Below are 19604 nucleotides of genomic sequence, written 5' to 3' on the forward strand. Positions count from 1 at the left end.
ACGTCGGCGCATCTCACCCAAGCGTATCTGCCATGTCTGTGCCCAGCCCTCTCAGCCAACACATCATCCGCCGCCCCCAGCGTATTGCCTTGCTGGGACATATCGCCGAGCAGGGCTCCATCACCCGTGCGGCCAAGAGTGCCGGGTTGAGTTACAAGGCCGCCTGGGACGCCATTGATGAACTGAACAACCTGGCGCAAAAACCGCTGGTGCAACGCAGCGTCGGTGGCAAGGGCGGTGGCGGCGCCAAACTGACTCAGGAAGGGGAACGGGTGCTGCGCCTCTATCAGCGCCTGCAACTGCTTCAGGCCGAGATCCTTGGCTCGGACGAAGCGGCCAGCGACTTCAACCTGCTGGGCCGCTTGATGCTGCGCACCAGCGCGCGCAACCAATTGCACGGCCAGGTCAGCGCCATAGAGAGCCATGGCCACAACGACATGATCCGCCTGCAATTGGCCGGCGGCCTGCACCTCGACGCACAGATCACCCACGACAGCACCCTGCGCCTGGAACTGCAGACCGGTGTGGAAGTAGTGGCCCTGATCAAGGCCGGGTGGCTTGAATTACTGGCGGACGAACAAGCTGAAACACTTGGACACAATTGCCTGGAAGGCAGGATCGAGACCATTCTCGCCGCCGAAGACGGCCCCAGCGAGGTGCGTATTGCGCTAGCCAACGGCCAAGTGTTGTGCGCGCTGGCGCCGCCCGTCGCACTCAAGGCCATTAATGCAGCGCAGGGCCAGCCAATCCGCGTGCAGTTTGCACCCAGCCATGTATTGCTTGGCACCCCGGTGTAACGGGCGCGCGTCTTCAAGCTGCAACAATTCGGTCACAAGCGCTGCTTAAGGTGTCTGCAAAAACCTTAAGGAGCCTGTGATGAGCCTATTAGAAGAAAACCATGCCACCGACCTTGAACAGATGGTGGGCCTGACCCGCCGTCGCTTTATCGGCGCAGGCGCCCTGTGCGGCGCCGCGATGTTTCTCGGCGGCAACCTGCTGAGCCGCAGCGCCCTGGCCGTGAATGCCGCTACCGCCAGCCCGTTGCTGGGGTTCACCAGCATCGCCGCCGCCACCAGCGACACCATCACCCTGCCACCGGGCTACAGTGCTTCGGTGTTGATCAGTTGGGGCCAGCCCCTGCACAACAACGCCCCGGCTTTCGACCCGTCCGGCCATGGCACCGCCAAGGCTCAGGAACAACAGTTCGGCGACAACAACGACGGCATGAGCCTGTTTCCATTCCCCGGCGACGACAACCGCGCGCTGATGGCGATCAACAACGAATACACCAACTATCGCTACCTCTACGCCCACGGCGGCGCGCCACAATCTACCGAAGACGTGCGCAAGGCCCTGGCCAGCGAAGGCGTGTCGGTGATCGAAGTGCGCCGCAAGGGCGACACCTGGCAGTTCGTCCAGGATTCGCGCTACAACCGGCGCATCCACGGCAATTCACCGATTCGTTTGAGTGGCCCTGCCGCCGGCCATGACTGGCTGAAAACCGGCGCCGACAAGAGCGGCAAAAAAGTCCTCGGCACGTTCCAGAACTGCGCCAACGGCAAGACGCCGTGGGGCACCTACCTGACCTGCGAAGAAAACTTCACCGACTGCTTCGGCAGCAGCAACCCGCAGCAAACCTTCGACGCAGGGCAGAAGCGCTACGGCGTGGTGGCCGCCAGCAAAGACATCAACTGGCATCAGCACGACCCGCGCTTTGACATGGCCAAGAACCCCAACGAACTCAATCGCCATGGTTGGGTGGTGGAAATCGACCCGTTCGATCCGCAATCCACCCCAGTCAAACGCACGGCCCTGGGGCGCTTCAAACACGAAAACGCGGCCCTCGCCGAAACCCGTGACGGTCGCGCCGTGGTGTACATGGGCGACGATGAACGCGGTGAATTCATCTACAAGTTCATCAGCCGCGATCAGATCAACCACAACAACCCTAAGGCCAACAAAGACCTGCTCGACCACGGCACCTTGTACGTGGCGATCTTCGACGCGGGCGACGGTGATGCCGACCACCCCAAGGGCAAAGGCCAGTGGGTTGAACTCACCCATGGCAAAAACGGCATCGACGCCAGCAGCGGTTTCGCCAACCAGGCCGAGGTGCTGATTCATGCGCGCCTGGCCGCCAGCGTGGTGAAAGCCACACGCATGGACCGCCCGGAATGGATCGTGGTCAGCCCCACCGACGGCCAGGTCTATTGCACCCTGACCAACAACGCCAAGCGCGGCGAAGAGGGCCAGCCGGTAGGCGGCCCCAACCCACGGGAGAAGAACGTCTACGGCCAGATCCTGCGCTGGAAAGCCGACGCCGATAACCACGGTGCCACGGACTTCACCTGGGACCTGTTCGTGGTGGCCGGCAACCCCGGCGTGCATGCCGGCAACCCCAAGGGCGGCTCGTCCAACATCAACCCGCAAAACATGTTCAACAGCCCCGACGGCCTGGGCTTCGACAAAGCCGGGCGCCTGTGGATCCTGACCGATGGCGACTACAGCAACGCCGGCGACTTTGCGGGCATGGGCAATAACCAGATGCTGTGCGCCGACCCGAGCACTGGAGAAATCCGTCGCTTCATGGTGGGGCCGGTGGCGTGTGAAGTGACGGGGATCAGCTTTTCGCCGGACCAGAAAACATTGTTCGTGGGCATTCAGCACCCAGGGGAAACCGGTGGCTCGACCTGGCCGGAACACCTGCCCAATGGCAAACCGCGGTCGTCGGTGATGGCGATTCGGCGGGATGATGGCGGGATCGTAGGCGCCTGATAGACCGCTATCGCAGGCAAGCCAGCTCCCACATCTCGATGTGTAAATACATGCCAGTGTGGGAGCTGGCTTGCCTGCGAAGGCGTCCGCACAGCCACCGCCTATCTATGCTGTTACCATACCCGGCCGGACGCGGCGCCCTGCTGCGCGCAGGAGTTCGCATGGCCCACCCGTTTGAAACACTCACCCCAGACCTGGTGCTCGACGCCGTCGAAAGCATCGGTTTCCTCAGCGACGCGCGGGTTCTGGCGCTCAACAGCTACGAAAACCGCGTGTACCAAGTGGGCATCGAAGACGCCGAACCGCTGATCGCCAAGTTCTATCGCCCCCAGCGCTGGACCAACGAGGCGATCCTGGAAGAACACCGCTTCACCTTCGAACTGGCCGAGTGCGATGTACCGGTGGTCGCCCCATTGATCCACAACGGCGAGAGCCTGTTCGAACACGCAGGTTTCCGCTTCACCCTGTTTCCGCGCCGTGGCGGCCGTGCGCCGGAGCCGGGCAACCTCGATCAGCTTTACCGGCTCGGGCAACTGCTGGGGCGTTTGCACGCGGTGGGCTCCACCCGCCCGTTCGAACACCGCGAAGCCCTGGGGGTGAAGAATTTCGGTCACGACTCCCTCACCACCTTGCTTGAAGGCAACTTCATTCCCAAAAGCCTGTTGCCGGCCTACGAGTCCGTGGCCCGCGACCTGCTCAAGCGTGTGGAAGAGGTTTACAAGGCCACGCCGCACAAGAACATCCGCATGCACGGTGACTGCCATCCCGGCAACATGATGTGCCGCGACGAGATGTTCCATATCGTCGACCTGGATGACTGCCGCATGGGCCCGGCGGTGCAAGACCTGTGGATGATGCTGGCTGGCGACCGCCAGGAATGCCTCGGCCAGCTCTCGGAACTGATGGACGGCTATCAGGAATTCCACGACTTCGACCCGCGCGAACTGGCGCTGATCGAGCCGCTGCGCGCCCTGCGCCTGATGCACTACAGTGCCTGGCTCGCACGACGCTGGGACGACCCGGCGTTTCCCCATAGCTTTCCGTGGTTTGGCAGCGAGCGGTATTGGGGCGACCAGGTGCTGGCGTTGCGTGAACAACTGTCGGCGCTCAATGAAGAACCGCTAAAACTCTTCTGAACGCGTTCCATCATCGCGCCCACGCTCTGCGTGGGCGCGCATCCTGTGACGCTCCGCGTCACGATTTAAGAGCAGACGCAGAGCGTCCAAGGCGGCGTTACCACGCAGAGCGTGGGAACGAGCGTTGTTTGACAAATATCCTTACAATTGCGCTTTGTTAGCTGCCTGAGCAAGGATTCTGCAATGCAAGCCGCCAACCCCCGCAAGGGGTACATCCTGGGCCTGAGCGCCTATGTCATCTGGGGTCTATTCCCGCTCTACTTCAAAGCCATCGCCAGCGTGCCCGCCGCCGAGATCATTGTGCACCGCGTATTGTGGTCGGCACTGTTCGGTGGGCTGTTGCTGATGGTGTGGAAACATCCCGGCTGGTTTCGCGAACTGCGCGACAACCCCAAGCGCCTGGCGATCCTGGCCCTCAGCGGTTCGTTGATCGCCGCTAACTGGCTGACCTATGTGTGGTCGGTGAACACCGGGCGCATGCTCGAAGCGAGCCTGGGTTACTACATCAATCCGCTGGTGAATGTGCTGCTGGGCATGCTGATCCTCGGCGAGCGACTGCGCCGTTTGCAATGGGTGGCGGTGGGGTTGGCAGCGGTAGGTGTGGCGCAGCAGGTGTGGCAAGTCGGTAGCCTGCCGTGGGTGTCGCTGGCGCTGGCGCTGACGTTCGGCTTCTACGGTTTGATCCGCAAGCAGGCGCCGGTCAAAGCGCTGCCAGGCCTGGTGGTGGAAACCTGGATGCTGGTACCCATTGCCGTCGCCTGGTTGCTGTTCAACCCGACCGCCCACAGCGCGCAACTGGCGTTCTGGAGCACCTCCGAAGCCTGGTGGCTGGTGGCCGCAGGCCCTGTGACGCTGATTCCCCTGGTGTGCTTCAACGCCGCTGCACGGCACTTGCCCTACACCGCCCTGGGCTTTTTGCAGTATGTGGCGCCGACGCTAGTGTTGCTCGAAGCCGTGCTGTTGTTCGGTGAACACCTGGCGCCGAGCACCCTGATCGCCTTCGCCTTCATCTGGGCCGGGTTGGTGGTGTACAGCCTGGATGCCTGGCTGACCGTGCGCAAACGCTGATCAAATAACGTACAAACCTCTGCAAGCCACGGCTTTCGTGGCTTGCAGCGTTCCACCCAAAGGTTATCCACAACCTGATCCCCGCCATTTGTGCACAAGCCCTTGAAACTGCTCGTTTTTTGCTCAACTTGCGCAGAAGGCCGGCGGGCGTGGCCTGGCGTCGGGTCTCTACAGGTTATCCACAGGCCCATGCAAGATTTCCCTGCATAACCTTGTGGATCGTTATTCCTCCTGACGCAACTCCACCATCAAATCATCGGCCAAGGTTTCCAAAACCTCTTGCAGGGTTTCCAGCGACAGCGTGGCCGGCACTTGCAACAACGCCTCGGCATTGAACAGCGGATCACCGCTCATGGGCGCCGGGCGCACATCGGTGCTCAGGCGTTCCAGGTTGACGCCCTGCTGGCTCAGCAGCGCGGTGATCTCACGCACGATGCCCGAGCGGTCATTGCCCACCAGGGTCATCAGGATCGGCTTGGACGCCGATGCCTGCCCGCTGCTGCCCTCACCCACCAACACGCGAATGCCATGGGTGGATAAATCCTCCAATGCCCCCACCAATGCCTGTCGCTGCTCGCTCGGCACGCTCACCCGCAGGATCCCGGCAAACTGCCCGGCCATGTGCGCCATGCGGCTTTCCAGCCAGTTACCACCATGACTGGCAATGTTCTGCGCGATGCGTTCAACCAGGCCGGGTTTGTCGGCGGCGATAATAGTGAGTACAAGATGGTCCATGGCGCAGTCCCTCGGTTGGTTGATCCTCGATTATAGACATGCCGCGTATATCCAGAAGGTACGCGTGATCGTTAACGTCCATCCCAGGCAAGCCAGCTCTCACAGACAAATCGTGTACCATTTTGATATTTATCTGGAACAATCCAATAGTTTTTTGAGAACATCCTGTTCTCCGCTGTGACCGTACGACCAAAGTGGGTCGCTAAACGACGTATTTAGTCTAATTTTCACAACCGCAAGTCATCATGTAGTATGCCCAACCGTGCACTACATAATGAAAATCTGAAAAAGCGCATAAGCTCCGCAGAGTGAGGCAAGCAATGACTGAACACGTTCAAGTCGGTGGCCTGCAGGTCGCCAAAGTCCTGTTCGACTTCGTGAACAACGAAGCCATTCCCGGTACCGGCATCACTGCCGACCAGTTCTGGGCCGGTGCCAACAAGGTCATCCATGACCTGGCCCCGAAGAACAAAGCCCTACTCGCCAAACGCGACGACTTCCAGGCGCGGATCGATACCTGGCACCAGACCCACGCCGGCCAGGCCCATGACCCGGTGGCCTACAAAGCCTTCCTGCAAGACATCGGCTACCTGTTGCCAGAAGCCGCAGACTTTGAGGCCTCGACCCAAAACGTCGATGATGAGATCGCACGCATGGCCGGCCCACAGCTGGTCGTGCCGGTGATGAACGCCCGCTTCGCCCTCAATGCCTCGAATGCGCGCTGGGGCTCGCTGTACGACGCGCTCTATGGCACCGACGCCATCAGCGAAGCCAACGGCGCCGAGAAAGGCAAGGGCTATAACAAAGTGCGTGGCGACAAGGTCATTGCCTTCGCCCGCGCTTTCCTCGACGAGGCCGCACCGCTCAGCGCCGGCAGCCATGTCGATTCCACCGGCTACAAAATCGTCGATGGCAAGCTGATCGTCAGCCTCAAAGGCGGCAGCAACAGCGGCCTGCGTGACGATGCCCAGTTGATCGGTTTCCAGGGCCCTGCGGCCGAGCCGATTGCGATCCTGCTCAAGCACAATGGCCTGCACTTCGAAATCCAGATCGACGCCAGCACCCCAGTCGGCCAAACCGACGCCGCAGGCGTCAAAGACGTGCTGATGGAAGCCGCGCTGACCACCATCATGGACTGCGAAGACTCCGTCGCCGCCGTCGACGCCGATGACAAAGTGGTGATCTACCGCAACTGGCTCGGCCTGATGAAGGGCGACCTGGCCGAAGAAGTGGCCAAGGGCGGCCAGACCTTCACCCGCACCATGAACCCTGACCGCGTCTACACCGGCGTGGATGGCAGCGACGTGACCCTGCACGGCCGTTCGCTGTTGTTCGTGCGCAACGTTGGCCACTTGATGACCATCGACGCGATCCTCGATAAAGACGGCAACGAAGTACCCGAAGGCATCCTCGACGGCCTGATCACCAGCCTGGCGGCGATCCACAGCCTCAACGGCAACAACACCCGCAAGAACAGCCGCACCGGTTCCGTATACATCGTGAAACCGAAGATGCACGGCCCGGAAGAAGCCGCGTTCACCAACGAACTGTTCGGTCGCATCGAAGAGGTGCTGAACCTGGCGCGCAACACCCTCAAGGTCGGGATCATGGACGAGGAGCGCCGCACCACGGTCAACCTCAAGGCCTGCATCAAGGCGGCCAGTGAGCGCGTGGTGTTTATCAACACCGGTTTCCTCGACCGCACTGGCGATGAAATCCACACCTCCATGGAAGCCGGCGCGATGGTGCGCAAGGCGGCCATGAAGGCAGAAAAGTGGATCGGCGCCTATGAGAACTGGAACGTCGATATCGGCCTGAGCACCGGCCTGCAAGGTCGTGCACAGATCGGTAAAGGCATGTGGGCCATGCCCGACCTGATGGCGGCGATGCTCGAGCAGAAAATCGCCCACCCGTTGGCCGGTGCCAACACCGCCTGGGTACCGTCGCCGACCGCCGCAGCCCTGCATGCGTTGCACTACCACAAGGTTGATGTGTTCGCCCGCCAGGCCGAGCTGGCCAAGCGCGAGCGCGCTTCGGTGGACGATATCCTCACCATTCCTCTGGCCAGCAACACCGATTGGTCCGAGGAAGAAATCCGCAACGAACTGGACAATAACGCCCAGGGCATCCTCGGCTATGTGGTGCGTTGGATCGACCAGGGTGTGGGCTGCTCCAAGGTGCCGGACATCAACGATGTCGGCCTGATGGAAGACCGCGCCACCCTGCGTATTTCCAGCCAGCACATCGCCAACTGGCTGCGCCACGGCATTGTCAACGAAGACCAGGTGATGGAAAGCCTCAAGCGCATGGCGCCCGTGGTAGACCGCCAGAATGCCGGGGATGCGTTGTACCGCCCACTGGCTCCGGACTTCGACAGCAACATCGCGTTCCAGGCAGCGGTGGAGTTGGTGATTGAAGGGACCAAGCAGCCTAATGGCTATACCGAGCCGGTGTTGCACCGCAGGCGTCGGGAGTTCAAGGCCAAGAACGGCCTGTAATGGAAAAAGCCCTGATCGAAAGATCAGGGCTTTTTTATCAGTGTCAGTTAGACCGCGTTGCCTGAATCGCAGGCAAGCCAGCTCCCACAGGGGAATGCATTTCAAATGTGGGAGCCGGGCTTGCTCGCGAAGAGGCCATCACACTCACCACAAGAATCAGGAAACCATCCCCAACTCCCGCTTCACCAACTTCGCCAACTTCACGCTATCAATCGGCTTGAGCAAGAAATCCACCACGCTCAAATGCATCGCATCAATCACATCCGGCGCTTCCGCGTCTCCAGACATGATGATGATCGGCAACGCCGCACGGGTGGACTCACGCACCTGGCGGATCAATTCCAGGCCATTGCTGGGCGCCATGCGCAGGTCGGTGATCAGCAAACCGATGGAACTGCTCGTCTTCAACAAATCCCACGCAGCCTCGCCACTTTCGGCAGTCATGCAGCGAATACCATCGAGCCCAAGGATTTCCGCCAGCAATTCACGCGCGTCCTTGTCGTCGTCCACGATCAAAACGCGTTGGGGGGGTAAATCGGGCTCCAGCATCACGGCGCTCAGCGCCTCGCGCTCGGCATCACTCAAAATATCGTGGTCGGACATACGTTTCTCAGCAGTTCTCATCAATCTCCCAGCACACTCGTCAGACATCTGCGGAAGGGCGAACAATGTGCACTTCGTCGGAAAGTTTGCCTAGTGGGCTTTCTACGGGTTTTGGACGATTGTCATGTAAGGTTTTTCCCTAGTTTTGCGCGGTACTCCTCGACCTAGACTTACGTCCAATGGGCACCCACTGCGCAGGAGTCGACCATGCAGCACGATAACGACAAAAACACTGCGGTCACTGTTATGAGTAAAGCTGATGCATTCGCACAGGCGGGTAAAACCGCTGTGTTGCAGAACATCCACGGCACCCTGCAATTCCTGCAACGCTTCCCGCCGTTCAACCAGATGGAACAGGCGCACCTGGCTTTCCTGGTGGAACAGTGCCAACTGCGTTTCTACGGCCTCGGCGACAGCATCCTCAAACCGTCGGGCGGCCCGGTCGAGCACTTTTATATCGTCAAGCAGGGCCGGGTCGTGGGTGAGCGCCCAGACTCGGCGGACACCACCTTTGAAATCGCCACCGGCGAATGCTTCCCCCTTGCCGCCCTGCTGGGTGAGCGCGCGACCCGTACAGAACACAAAGCCGCTGAAGACACCTTCTGCCTGCAATTGAACAAACCGGCCTTTATCAAACTGTTCGCGCTGTCCAGCCCGTTTCGTGATTTCGCCTTGCGCGGGGTCAGCAGCCTGCTCGACCAGGTCAACCAGCAGGTACAGCAAAAAGCCGTGGAAACCCTCGGCACCCAATACTCCTTGAATACCCGCCTGGGTGAATTGGCCATGCGCCACCCGGTCACCTGCAGCCCGCACACACCGTTGCGCGAAGCGGTGACCTTGATGCACGAACAGCAGGTCGGCAGCATTGTGATCGTCAACGAACACAAGGCACCCCTGGGCATCTTCACCCTGCGCGATCTGCGCCAGGTGGTCGCCGATGGCGCCAGCGACTTCAGCCAGAGCATTGCCGGGCACATGACCCAGGCGCCGTTTTACTTGAGCCCGGAGCACAGCGCTTTCGACGCAGCCATCGCCATGACCGAGCGACATATCGCCCATGTGTGCCTGGTGCAAGACCAGCGCCTGTGTGGCGTGGTCTCCGAGCGTGACTTGTTTTCCTTGCAGCGTGTGGACCTGGTGCACCTGGCCCGCACCATCCGCAACGCGCCCCGGGTGGAAAACCTGGTGGCGATTCGCGGTGAAATCGGCCAGTTGGTGGAGCGCATGCTCGCCCATGGCGCCTCATCCACCCAGATCACCCACATCATTACGCTGCTCAACGACCACACCGTGTGCCGGGTGATCGAGCTGACCCTCGCGGAAAAAGGCGACCCCGGCGTGCCCTTCAGTTGGCTGTGTTTTGGCAGCGAAGGCCGCCGCGAACAAACGCTGTACACCGACCAGGACAACGGCATCCTGTTCGAGGCCAAGGACGCCGTCGAAGCCGCCGAAAGGCGTGAGCGCTTGCTACCGCTGGCGCAGCACATCAACCAAAGCCTGGCGCTGTGCGGCTTCAGCCTGTGCAAGGGCAATATCATGGCCGGCAACCCCGAGCTGTGCTTGTCCCGCGTGGAGTGGGCGCGGCGCTTCGGCGCGTTCATTCGTGAAGCGACGCCGGAAAACCTGCTGGGCTCAAGCATCTATTTTGACTTGCGCGTGGTATGGGGCGACGAGCGCGGGTGCGAGCAACTGCGTCAGGGCATTCTCGATCAGGTGGCGGATAACCGCTTGTTCCAACGGATGCTAGCCGAAAATGCACTACTGCGACGCCCGCCGGTGGGGCGTTTCCGCGAGTTCGTGCTGACCCGCAAACATGGCGAAAAGGCCACCCTCGACCTCAAGGTGCAGGGCCTTACACCTTTTGTAGATGGCGCGCGCCTGTTAGCCCTGGCCAATGGCATCCACGCCAACAACACCCTGGAACGCCTGCGCCAGTTGGTGGACAAGGCCGTGATCGAACCCCTGGATGGCGCCGCCTATGAAGAGGCCTACCACTTTATCCAGCAGACCCGCATGCAGCAGCACCAATTGCAGACCCGCGAGAACCTGCCCTATTCCAACCGCGTCGACCCCGACAGCCTCAACCACCTGGACCGGCGCATCCTGCGTGAGTCCCTGCGCCAGGCCCAACGCCTGCAAAGCAGCCTGAGCTTGCGGTATCAGCTATGAGTTTGTTTGGCTGGCTGCGCGCGAAAAAGCCCGGGCTCAACGCTGCGCAACAGCAGCGCCTGGAGCATTTACCCAAGCCCGCCGAACTGGGCAACGGCCCATTGCGCAGCCAGCGCTGGGTAGTGGTGGACCTGGAAACCAGCGGCCTGAACCTTCACCGCGACCAGGTGCTGTCCATCGGCGCCGTGGTCATCGAAGACGGTGCGGTGGATTTCTCCCAACTGTTCGAACGCACCCTGCAGCGCACCGACACCAAGCTCAGCCCCAGTGTGCTGATCCACGGGCTGGGGCCCAGTGCAATCGCCGCTGGCAGCGACCCGACCGAGGCGTTGCTGGATTTCATGGCGTTCGTGGGCGATAGTCCGCTGCTGGCCTTCCATGCGCCGTTTGATCAACACATGCTGTGCCGGGCGCTCAAGGACAGCCTGGGTTATCGCCTGGCCCATCCGTTCATGGATGTAGCAGACCTGGCCCCGCTGTTATGCCCAGAGGCGCATATCCGCGAAGCCGGGCTGGACGACTGGCTCAACCACTTCAGGCTACAGGCCGGCGAACGCCACCATGCCAGCGCCGATGCACTGGCGACGGCGGAGCTGATGTTGATCCTGTTCAGCCGGGCGCGGCAGCAACAGATCGATACGCCCCAGGCGCTGTATGAGCGTTTGGCCCAATGGAAACGACGCAAGCAGTCCCCTTCCCTTTAACGCTTCGCGCCCGACGCGGAGCATCGCGGGATGCATTCCTACGCAGAGCGCGGGAACGATCACCCGACAGACGCCAATTGCGCCCACCCTACGCCTCTGACACAATCGCGAATAATTCTCGTTAGTTTAAACCTTATTCGGTGATGCCTTGTCGTCGGTCCATACCCCACGCAGTGAGCTTGTTGGTGCGTTGTATCGCGACCACCGTGGCTGGCTGTTGGCGTGGCTGCGACGTAATGTGGCGTGCCCAAGCCGTGCCGAAGACCTGAGCCAGGACACCTTCATGCGCCTGCTGGGCCGTGATGAGTTGCGCGAGCCCCGCGAACCGCGGGCGTTCCTGGTGGCCATCGCCAAGGGTTTGCTGTTCGACTATTTCCGTCGTGCGGCCCTGGAACAGGCCTACCTCACCGAATTGATGCTGATCCCGGAAAACGAACAGCCTTCGCCGGAAGCCCAGCAACTGATCCTCGAAGACCTCAAGGCCATCGACCGCCTGCTCGGCAAGTTGTCGAGCAAGGCCCGCGCCGCGTTCCTCTATAACCGCCTCGACGGCCTGGGCCATGCCGAAATCGCCCAGCGCCTTGGCGTGTCGGTGCCCCGCGTGCGCCAATATCTGGCCCAGGGCATTCGCCAGTGCTACGTCGCACTGTATGGCGAGCCGTCGTGACTGCCATCGGCTCCAAACCGGTGTCGTCGCGCGTGCTGGATGCCGCGATTGCCTGGCAACTGTCCCTCGACTCGGGCGACGGCAGCGCGGTGGAACAGGAAGAGTTCAGCAAGTGGCTGGCCAGCGATGAGGAACACGCTCGCGCCTGGCGCCAGTTGGGCATGCTCGACCAGCGTTTCAGTGTGGCCTCGGGCCCGGCTCGGGCGGCGCTGCTGCAGTCGCGCCACGGCATTCGCCAGCGCGTGCGCAAGCTGGGCCGGGGCCTGGCCAGTATCGTGCTGGTGTGCGGCCTGGCGCTGTTTGCCGGTGAGCGTTACGTACCTATTCACTATTGGCTGGCCGACCAGCGCACCGCCACCGGTGAACAGCGCACGCTGAAGCTGGCGGACGGCACGCGGATCAACCTCAACACCCACAGCGCCATTGATGTGCGCTTCGACGAAACACGCCGCTTGATCGTGTTGCAGGCAGGCGAAATTCTCGTCGAAACCGGCCACGACGATTCGCGCCCTTTCTACGTGCAAACCCGCGACGGCAGCCTGCGGGCGCTGGGTACCCGGTTTATCGTCAAGCGCGAAGACGACGCTACGCGCCTGAGTGTGTTGCAGTCTGCCGTGGCCGCCCAGCCCGAGGCGCTGCACCAGGAACAAGTGTTCAAGGCGGGCCAGCAAGTGCTGATGCGCGGCGACGGGCTCGGGCCACTGTTGGCCGTCACCCCCGCCACCGATGCCTGGACCCGCGGCATGCTGGTAGTGGACAACGCTCGGCTGGGGGATGTGATCGAGGAATTGGCGCGCTATCGCACCGGCTACCTGGGGGTGGATAAGAACGTGGCCGACCTGCGCATCACCGGCAGTTTCCCGCTGCGCGACACCACGTTGGCATTGAATGCGCTGTTGCCGACTTTGCCGGTGCAGATCGAGCAGCACACGCCGTGGTGGGTGACCGTCAAGGGTAAGCCTTAGGCTTGATCGTTCCCACGCTCCGCGTGGTAATGCAGCCCGGACGTTCTGCGTCCCAGGCCGTGACGCAGAGCGTCACACGAGGCGTTCCCACGCGGAGCTTGGGAACGATCACAGCACACCGCAAAAAATATTTTCACCCGGCCCTATCACTTTTCGATTCTCGCTCGGCACCTAGGCAATTGAGAAATATTTCCATTCAGGAGCCGCCCGTATGTCCCGCACGCTAGACACCTTGTTGCGCCCCAGCCTGTTAGCCATGGCGATCGCCCTCAGCGCCCCGCTCGCCAGCACCCCGCTGATCGCCGCCGAACAAGCCTCCAGCGTGCGCGCCTATAACCTGCCGGCTGCGCCCCTGGCCACCACCCTGAACCAGATCGCCAGCCAGGCCGGCCTGGCGCTGACCCTCAACCCTGCACTCGCCGCCGGCAAGACCTCGGCGCCGGTCCAAGGCCAGTTCGATGCGCAGGGCGCGTTGCGTGAGGCGCTGCGCGGTACTGGCTTGCAGTTGGAGCAGAGCAGTGTGGGCACTTACACCCTGATGCCGGTTCCGGAGGGCGTCGTTGCCTTGCCGACCACCAACATCACCGGCCAAGGCAGCTATGAAAGCGCTTGGGGGCCGGTGGAGGGATATGTAGCAAAGCGTACCGCCGCCGGCACCAAAACCGATACCGCGCTGGTCGAGGCACCACGCTCGATCTCGGTAGCCACCCGCGAGCAAATGCAGGACCGTAACGTGCAGAACCTCGACGATGCGGTCAAATACATGCCCGGTATCGTGTCTGCCAGCTACGGCAGCGACACCCGTTACGACTGGATGCGCGTACGCGGCTTCGAGCCGACGCAATTCCTTGATGGCCTGCCACTGCCCCGTGGCGTGTACGCCAACCCGAAAGCCGAAACCTGGAACCTCGACCGCCTCGCCCTGCTGCGCGGTCCGGCCTCGTCAGTCTATGGCCAGACCCCTCCGGGCGGCCTGCTGGATATGGTCAGCCGCCGCCCCAGCGCTGAATCGAGCCACGCCATCCAGATGCAATACGGCAGTGACAACTACCGCCAGATCAATTTCGAAAGCACTGGCAAGATCGATGATGAGGGCCAGTTTCTCTACAGCGTTGGCGGCGTGGTACGCGATGCCGGTACCCAGGTCGATCACATCGACAACAAGCGGTACAACATCGCACCGAGCTTGACCTGGAATATCGACACCGATACCAAGCTGACCTTGCTGTCACAGTTCACCCGTGACGATACCGGCACCACCAGCCAGTTCCTGCCGATCCAGGGCACCAAAATCAAATCACCGCTAGGCGAGGTTTCCCACCACAAGAACCTCGGCGACCCGGACTACGACTTCTACGACCGCACCTACTACGCATTGGGCTACGCGTTCGAGCACCGCTTCAACGATACCTGGCAATTCAAGCAGAACCTGCGCTACACCAAATCCGAATTGGCGTTCCAGCAACTGACGGTAGGCTCGTTTGCCTTCTCCCCCGCCGATGCCAATGGCGACATCAGCCGCTCTTCGACCAATGTGGACGAGGACATCAGCCAGTTCGCGGTGGACAACAACTTCCAGGCTGACTTCGCCACTGGCGACATCTCCCACACCGTGCTGCTGGGCCTGGATCATCAACGCACCGACACCTCGTACCTGGCGATTTTCGGCGACGGTGGCACCACGAACATCTTTAACCCGGTCTATGGCCAGCCGATCGTGCGCCCGGCGCGCTCCACCGCGTTCTACGATTACAACCAGAAAACCGTGCAGACCGGCCTTTACGTGCAGGACCAGATGGCCCTGGACAACTGGCGCCTGACTCTTGGTGGTCGTGAAGACTGGGTGCACCAGGGCACCACCTACTTCAACAAGAACGACGCGACCAATACCGACCGCAGCAAGAATTTCAGTGGCAATGCGGCGCTGAGCTATGTGTTCGACTCGGGCTTCGTCCCCTACCTTTCGTACGCCGAGTCGTTCCAGCCTGCGAGCAACGCCAGCGTCGACCCCCTCCAGTCGTTCAAGCCGACGGAAGGCAAGCAGTGGGAGTTGGGGATCAAATACCAGCCACCCGGCTCCAACACCCTGCTGAGTGCAGCGGTCTACGACCTGACCCAGAAGAACGTGCAAGTCACCAGCTTCCAGTCCGGTGGTGCCTCCGTGACCGACCAGACCGGAGAAGTAAAGGTCAAGGGACTGGAGCTGGAAGCCGTGTCTGATGTGACCGAAAACCTCAAGGTCATCGCGGCCTACACCCTGGCCAAGTCTGAGGTGCAAAAAGGTCAGTACAAAGGCAACCGCCTGCAACTGATGCCTAACCAACAAGCGTCCTTGTGGACCGACTACACCTGGCACACCGGTGCCCTCGACGGTTTCGGTATCGGCTTCGGCGCACGCTACACCGGCAATACCTATGGCGACCAAGCCAATACCTGGGCCGGCAAGGCCAACGCCTACACCGTGTTCGACGGCTCCGTGCATTACGACCTCGGCCGCCTGGACAACAGCCTCAAGGGCGCGTCGGTGAAAGTGAACGCGACCAACCTGTTCAACAAAGACTACATTTCCACCTGTGATGGCTCCTATTGCTACTTCGGCGACCAACGCAGCGTCGTCGCCAGCGCCACCTACCAGTGGTAATCAGCTGAGCTAACCACCAGGCCGCCCAACAAGGCGGCTTTGGTGCATCTGAAGGCTAGACAATGAAAAGCAAAACCATCCGCCGCTGGTCCTTCATCCACACCTGGACCAGCCTGATCTGCACCGTATTCCTGCTGCTGCTCGCCCTCACCGGCCTGCCGTTGGTGTTTCACCACGAGATCGACCACCTGCTGGGCAATGAGCCCGAACTGGCGCAGATGCCTGCCGATACGCCCCGGCTCAACCTTGAGCAGCTTGTGGCCAAAGCCCAGGCCCATCGCCCCGGCGAGGCCATGCAGTACCTTGCCTGGGACGAAGACGACAATAACGGCGTGATCGCGATCATGGCGGCCACAGCCAGTACTGAGCCGAACTCGTCGCACACCTTCATGCTCGATGCCCGCACTGGCGAAACCGTCGAAATGCCGTCTGCCAATGGGGGCTTCACTCTGTTCCTGCTGCGCCTGCATGTGGATATGTTTGCCGGACTGCCGGGCAAGTTATTGCTGGCGTTCATGGGCCTTCTGTTTGTGCTGGCGATTATCTCGGGCACGGTGTTGTACCTGCCATTCATGCGTCGCTTGAAGTTCGCCACCGTGCGCCAGGACAAGTCCACCCGTTTGCGCTGGCTCGACCTGCACAACCTGATCGGCGTGGTCACTTTGACCTGGGCGCTGGTAGTGGGGGTAACCGGCGTGATCAGCGCCTGCGCCGACTTGATCATCGCGGCGTGGCGCGAGGACAGCCTCAGCGCCATGATCGAACCCTACAAGAACGCCCCGCCGCTGACCCAACGCGCGCCCGCCACGGAGCTGTTGAGCATTGCGGCCAAGGCCGCGCCCGGTATGGAACCGGACTTTATCGCCTTCCCCGGCACGCGTTTTTCCAGCGAACATCACTACGCCGTGTTCATGAAGGGCAGCACCCACCTGACCTCCCATTTGCTGACACCGGTGCTGATCGACGCCAGCACCCTGGCCGTCACCGCCATCGCCGAACGGCCGTGGTACATGGATGCCATGGGCATGTCCCAACCCCTGCATTTCGGTGATTACGGCGGCATGCCGATGAAGATTTTGTGGGCGGTGCTGGATGTGCTGACCATCATCGTGCTGGTGAGCGGCATTTACTTATGGATCGTACGGCGCAAGGCGGCCAAGGTATGAAGCCGCGGCAGTCGAATGTCTGGAAGGTCTTTGCCATACCGCTGGGGATTGGCCTGCTCAGTGCCGCCGGGTTGTTTGCGGCGTTGCTGGGCGATGGGTGGTGGGATTCGTTGAGTTGGATCGGGCTGGGCATACCCGCGGCCATTGCCGTCTACAAACTACTGTAGGAGCGAGCTTGCTCGCGAAAAACCTGAGAGCACCGCGTTAAACCAGGCGAGCTGCGTTATCGTTGGCGTTATTCGCGAGCAAGCTCGCTCCTACAGAGGAATGCCCATGTCCGCCCCCAGCATGACCTTGTTCCACAACCCCGCTTCGCCCTTCGTGCGTAAAGTGCGCGTGCTGCTGATCGAGACCGGCCAGCAGGATCGTGTGGCCCTGCACGCGTGCCTGCCCACGCCGGTCAACCCGGATGCCGAAGTGCTGCAAGGCAACCCCGTGGGCAAGATCCCGGCCCTGCGCCTGGCCGACGGTTCGGTATTGCACGACAGCCGGGTGATTCTCGATTACCTCGACCACCAGCATGTCGGCAACCCGCTGATCCCCCGCGCCGGCTCGGCCCGCTGGCGGCGCCTGACCCTGGCCTCGATGGCTGACGGCATCATGGATGCCGCCGTGCTGGTACGTTACGAGACCGCCATGCGTCCGGTGGAGAAACACTGGGACCAATGGTTGGACGAACAGCGCAACAAGATCCGCCGCGCCCTCGCCGAACTGGAGCGGGACGCCATTGCCGAACTGGCCAGCCACTTCGACATCGCCGCCATCAGCGTGGCCTGTGCCCTGGGCTACATAGACTTTCGCCACCCGGATCTGCAATGGCGCATAGATAACCCCAAGCTCGCCGCCTGGTACGCCGAAGTCAGCCAGCGGTCTTCGATGCACCAGACCCAACCCCCGGTTTGACCAGCCCCCTGTAGGAGCGAGCTTGTTGTGGCGAGGGAGCTTGCTCCCGCTCGACAGCGCAGCTGGAGCCGGCTTTATCAGGGGCGCTTCGCACCCCAGCGCAAGCAAGCTTGCTCGCCACAACAAGCTCGCTCCTACAGTGAAAGGTGGCGTTGGTGAGGAAGTCGACCATCCTCGCTTTCATCTGCTGATCTTCGCGCAATCCGATCATTGCCCTTGCTCCACCTTGCGTTTACCCACCCCGTACCAATCCAGCTTGCGCGTCAGCACCATCACCGTGCCCAGCAGGCCAAACAGCAACAACGAGCCCATCAACAGCGCGTAATCCTCGGCACTGAGCAAGCCGTACAGCAAGCCATACAACGCCGCCAGCCCGGCCGAAAACCCCAGGCCGTGGGCGACGCTACGCAGCACATGGCATACGTAGAAGCCGATCAACACCACACAGGCGCTGGCAGATATCAGGTAGGCCAGGGCAAAGCCCAGATGCTCGGACAACGACAACAGCAGCAGGTAGAAGAACGCCAGCGCCACGCCCACCAGGGCGTACTGGATAGGGTGCACCGCCAGACTCTTGAGCACCTCGAAGAGAAAGAAGCCGGCAAAGGTCAGGGCGATAAACAACAGCGCATATTTGATCGCCCGATCGCTCTTGAGGTACTGGTCTACCGGGTCGATGAAGTTCACCCCAAAGCTGCGGTTGCTGAAGTCTTCACAGCCTTGCCCGTCCAGGCAGTTCTGCAGGGCTTGTTCGAGGTTGGTGGAGAAGAATGTCGTCTGCCAATTGGCGCTGAAGCCCTGGTCGGTCACCTCACGTTGAGCCGGCAGGAAGTTGCCGACAAAGCTCGGGTGCGGCCAGTTGGACGCCAGTGTTACCTGGCTGGTCTTGCCCACCGGCACTACTTGCAGTTGCTCGGTGCCTTGCAGGCGCAGGTCGAAGGCGAACTCCAGCACGGAAGGTTTCTTGCCGTCCTGCGCCGGCAGCGTCACATGCACGCCCTCGCCCAGCCAGTCGACTTGGGAGCCTGGCGAGAACTCCAGCCGCTGGTCACCCAGCTCCAGTTTCAGCGCGTTTTCAATACCCCGAATATCACTGATGCCCACCGCCAAAAACGCTGGTTCAAAGCGGTAGTCGGCGAAGTCTTCGGTGATCCCCAACTGCGCAGGCAAGTCGAAACGCCCGCTGATACGGTTGTCGGCGTGGAACAACCGCGCCTGATAGATGCCCCGTGAGCGCAGTTCGGTTTGCACCTTGCCGTCGAGCTCAAAACGGTCCGGCAGGAAATACAGACGGCCGCGTTCTTCACGGGTTTCTTCGTAGCGCTTGTTGAGCTTTTCATTGAGCTTCCACTCGCGCACGGTCTTGCGATACGGCACCACCATCACCGGCCCGGTGAGGCGCTGGGCAAAGCTTGAGCTGCGGGCAATGTCCATCAGTACGCCGTCGCGCAGTTGCTGACGGTCGCTGATGATGCCGTTGATCATCAACAATGGAATCAGCAACAGCAGGATCAGCAGCGCAATCGCGCCCAATTTGAAAAGCAGGTTGCGGTTCATGGGTCTCTCCCTGTTTT

The 19604-nt window shown here is 61.4% G+C and carries 16 protein-coding genes; 13 read left to right on the plus strand and 3 right to left on the minus strand.

Annotated elements, in window-relative coordinates:
- Positions 1–32: 32 nt before the first annotated feature.
- The 4 genes from APH41_RS19030 (at position 33) to rarD (ending at position 4979) form a co-directional block, all read left to right on the plus strand.
- Complete coding sequence (locus APH41_RS19030) at positions 33–797, plus strand: TOBE domain-containing protein (RefSeq protein WP_054920725.1); 765 nt, start codon at positions 33–35, stop codon at positions 795–797.
- A 79-nt stretch (positions 798–876) separates the two neighbouring features.
- The gene (locus APH41_RS19035; RefSeq protein ID WP_054920728.1) at positions 877–2775 is read left to right on the plus strand and encodes a PhoX family phosphatase; all 1899 of its coding nucleotides are present in this window, start codon (positions 877–879) and stop codon (positions 2773–2775) included.
- A gap of 161 nt (positions 2776–2936) precedes the next feature.
- Positions 2937–3911, plus strand: coding sequence for a serine/threonine protein kinase (locus tag APH41_RS19040; protein WP_034128855.1), 975 nt, complete (start codon positions 2937–2939; stop codon positions 3909–3911).
- Positions 3912–4094: 183 nt separating this feature from the next.
- Positions 4095–4979 (plus strand): EamA family transporter RarD, encoded by an 885-nt coding sequence (gene rarD, locus APH41_RS19045; RefSeq protein WP_034128856.1) that lies wholly within the window; start codon positions 4095–4097, stop codon positions 4977–4979.
- Positions 4980–5201: 222 nt separating this feature from the next.
- On the opposite strand, the gene APH41_RS19050 is transcribed toward rarD, so the two are convergent.
- A complete protein-coding gene (locus tag APH41_RS19050; protein WP_054920731.1) occupies positions 5202–5714 on the minus strand; it encodes a glycine cleavage system protein R in 513 nt (170 codons plus the stop codon).
- A gap of 320 nt (positions 5715–6034) precedes the next feature.
- Between APH41_RS19050 and APH41_RS19055 the strand changes: the two genes are divergently transcribed.
- Positions 6035–8212: a malate synthase G gene (locus tag APH41_RS19055; protein WP_054920733.1), complete on the plus strand. Its 2178-nt coding sequence runs from the start codon at positions 6035–6037 to the stop codon at positions 8210–8212.
- Between the two features lie 156 nt (positions 8213–8368).
- Here APH41_RS19055 and APH41_RS19060 read toward each other — a convergent pair whose 3' ends face one another.
- Positions 8369–8815, minus strand: a complete 447-nt coding sequence (locus APH41_RS19060; RefSeq protein ID WP_054920736.1) for a response regulator — start codon at positions 8813–8815, stop codon at positions 8369–8371.
- Between the two features lie 246 nt (positions 8816–9061).
- Between APH41_RS19060 and APH41_RS19065 the strand changes: the two genes are divergently transcribed.
- From APH41_RS19065 to APH41_RS19095, 8 genes are all read left to right on the plus strand, one after another.
- A complete protein-coding gene (locus tag APH41_RS19065; RefSeq protein WP_054920778.1) occupies positions 9062–10984 on the plus strand; it encodes a putative nucleotidyltransferase substrate binding domain-containing protein in 1923 nt (640 codons plus the stop codon).
- Complete coding sequence (locus APH41_RS19070; protein WP_054920737.1) at positions 10981–11688, plus strand: PolC-type DNA polymerase III; 708 nt, start codon at positions 10981–10983, stop codon at positions 11686–11688. The genes APH41_RS19065 and APH41_RS19070 overlap by 4 nt, the downstream gene beginning before the upstream one ends.
- 148 nt (positions 11689–11836) lie before the next feature.
- Positions 11837–12355 (plus strand): RNA polymerase sigma factor, encoded by a 519-nt coding sequence (locus APH41_RS19075; RefSeq protein WP_054920740.1) that lies wholly within the window; start codon positions 11837–11839, stop codon positions 12353–12355.
- Positions 12352–13320 (plus strand): FecR domain-containing protein, encoded by a 969-nt coding sequence (locus APH41_RS19080; protein WP_054920742.1) that lies wholly within the window; start codon positions 12352–12354, stop codon positions 13318–13320. Before APH41_RS19075 ends, APH41_RS19080 begins: the two co-directional genes overlap by 4 nt.
- Before the next feature lie 211 nt (positions 13321–13531).
- Positions 13532–15961: a TonB-dependent siderophore receptor gene (locus APH41_RS19085; RefSeq protein WP_054920744.1), complete on the plus strand. Its 2430-nt coding sequence runs from the start codon at positions 13532–13534 to the stop codon at positions 15959–15961.
- A gap of 62 nt (positions 15962–16023) precedes the next feature.
- Positions 16024–17127: a PepSY domain-containing protein gene (locus APH41_RS19090; protein WP_054920747.1), complete on the plus strand. Its 1104-nt coding sequence runs from the start codon at positions 16024–16026 to the stop codon at positions 17125–17127.
- On the plus strand, positions 17124–17294 hold the full coding sequence (locus APH41_RS29090; protein ID WP_175550951.1) for a hypothetical protein: 171 nt from the start codon (positions 17124–17126) through the stop codon (positions 17292–17294). The genes APH41_RS19090 and APH41_RS29090 overlap by 4 nt, the downstream gene beginning before the upstream one ends.
- A gap of 106 nt (positions 17295–17400) precedes the next feature.
- Positions 17401–18030: a glutathione S-transferase gene (locus APH41_RS19095; protein WP_054920749.1), complete on the plus strand. Its 630-nt coding sequence runs from the start codon at positions 17401–17403 to the stop codon at positions 18028–18030.
- Positions 18031–18237: 207 nt separating this feature from the next.
- Here the strand turns inward: APH41_RS19095 and creD are convergent, their stop codons facing one another.
- Positions 18238–19587, minus strand: a complete 1350-nt coding sequence (gene creD, locus APH41_RS19100) for a cell envelope integrity protein CreD (protein WP_054920752.1) — start codon at positions 19585–19587, stop codon at positions 18238–18240.
- Positions 19588–19604 lie beyond the last annotated feature (17 nt).

Source organism: Pseudomonas sp. NBRC 111138, assembly GCF_001320835.1.
GTDB lineage: Bacteria > Pseudomonadota > Gammaproteobacteria > Pseudomonadales > Pseudomonadaceae > Aquipseudomonas > Aquipseudomonas paracarnis.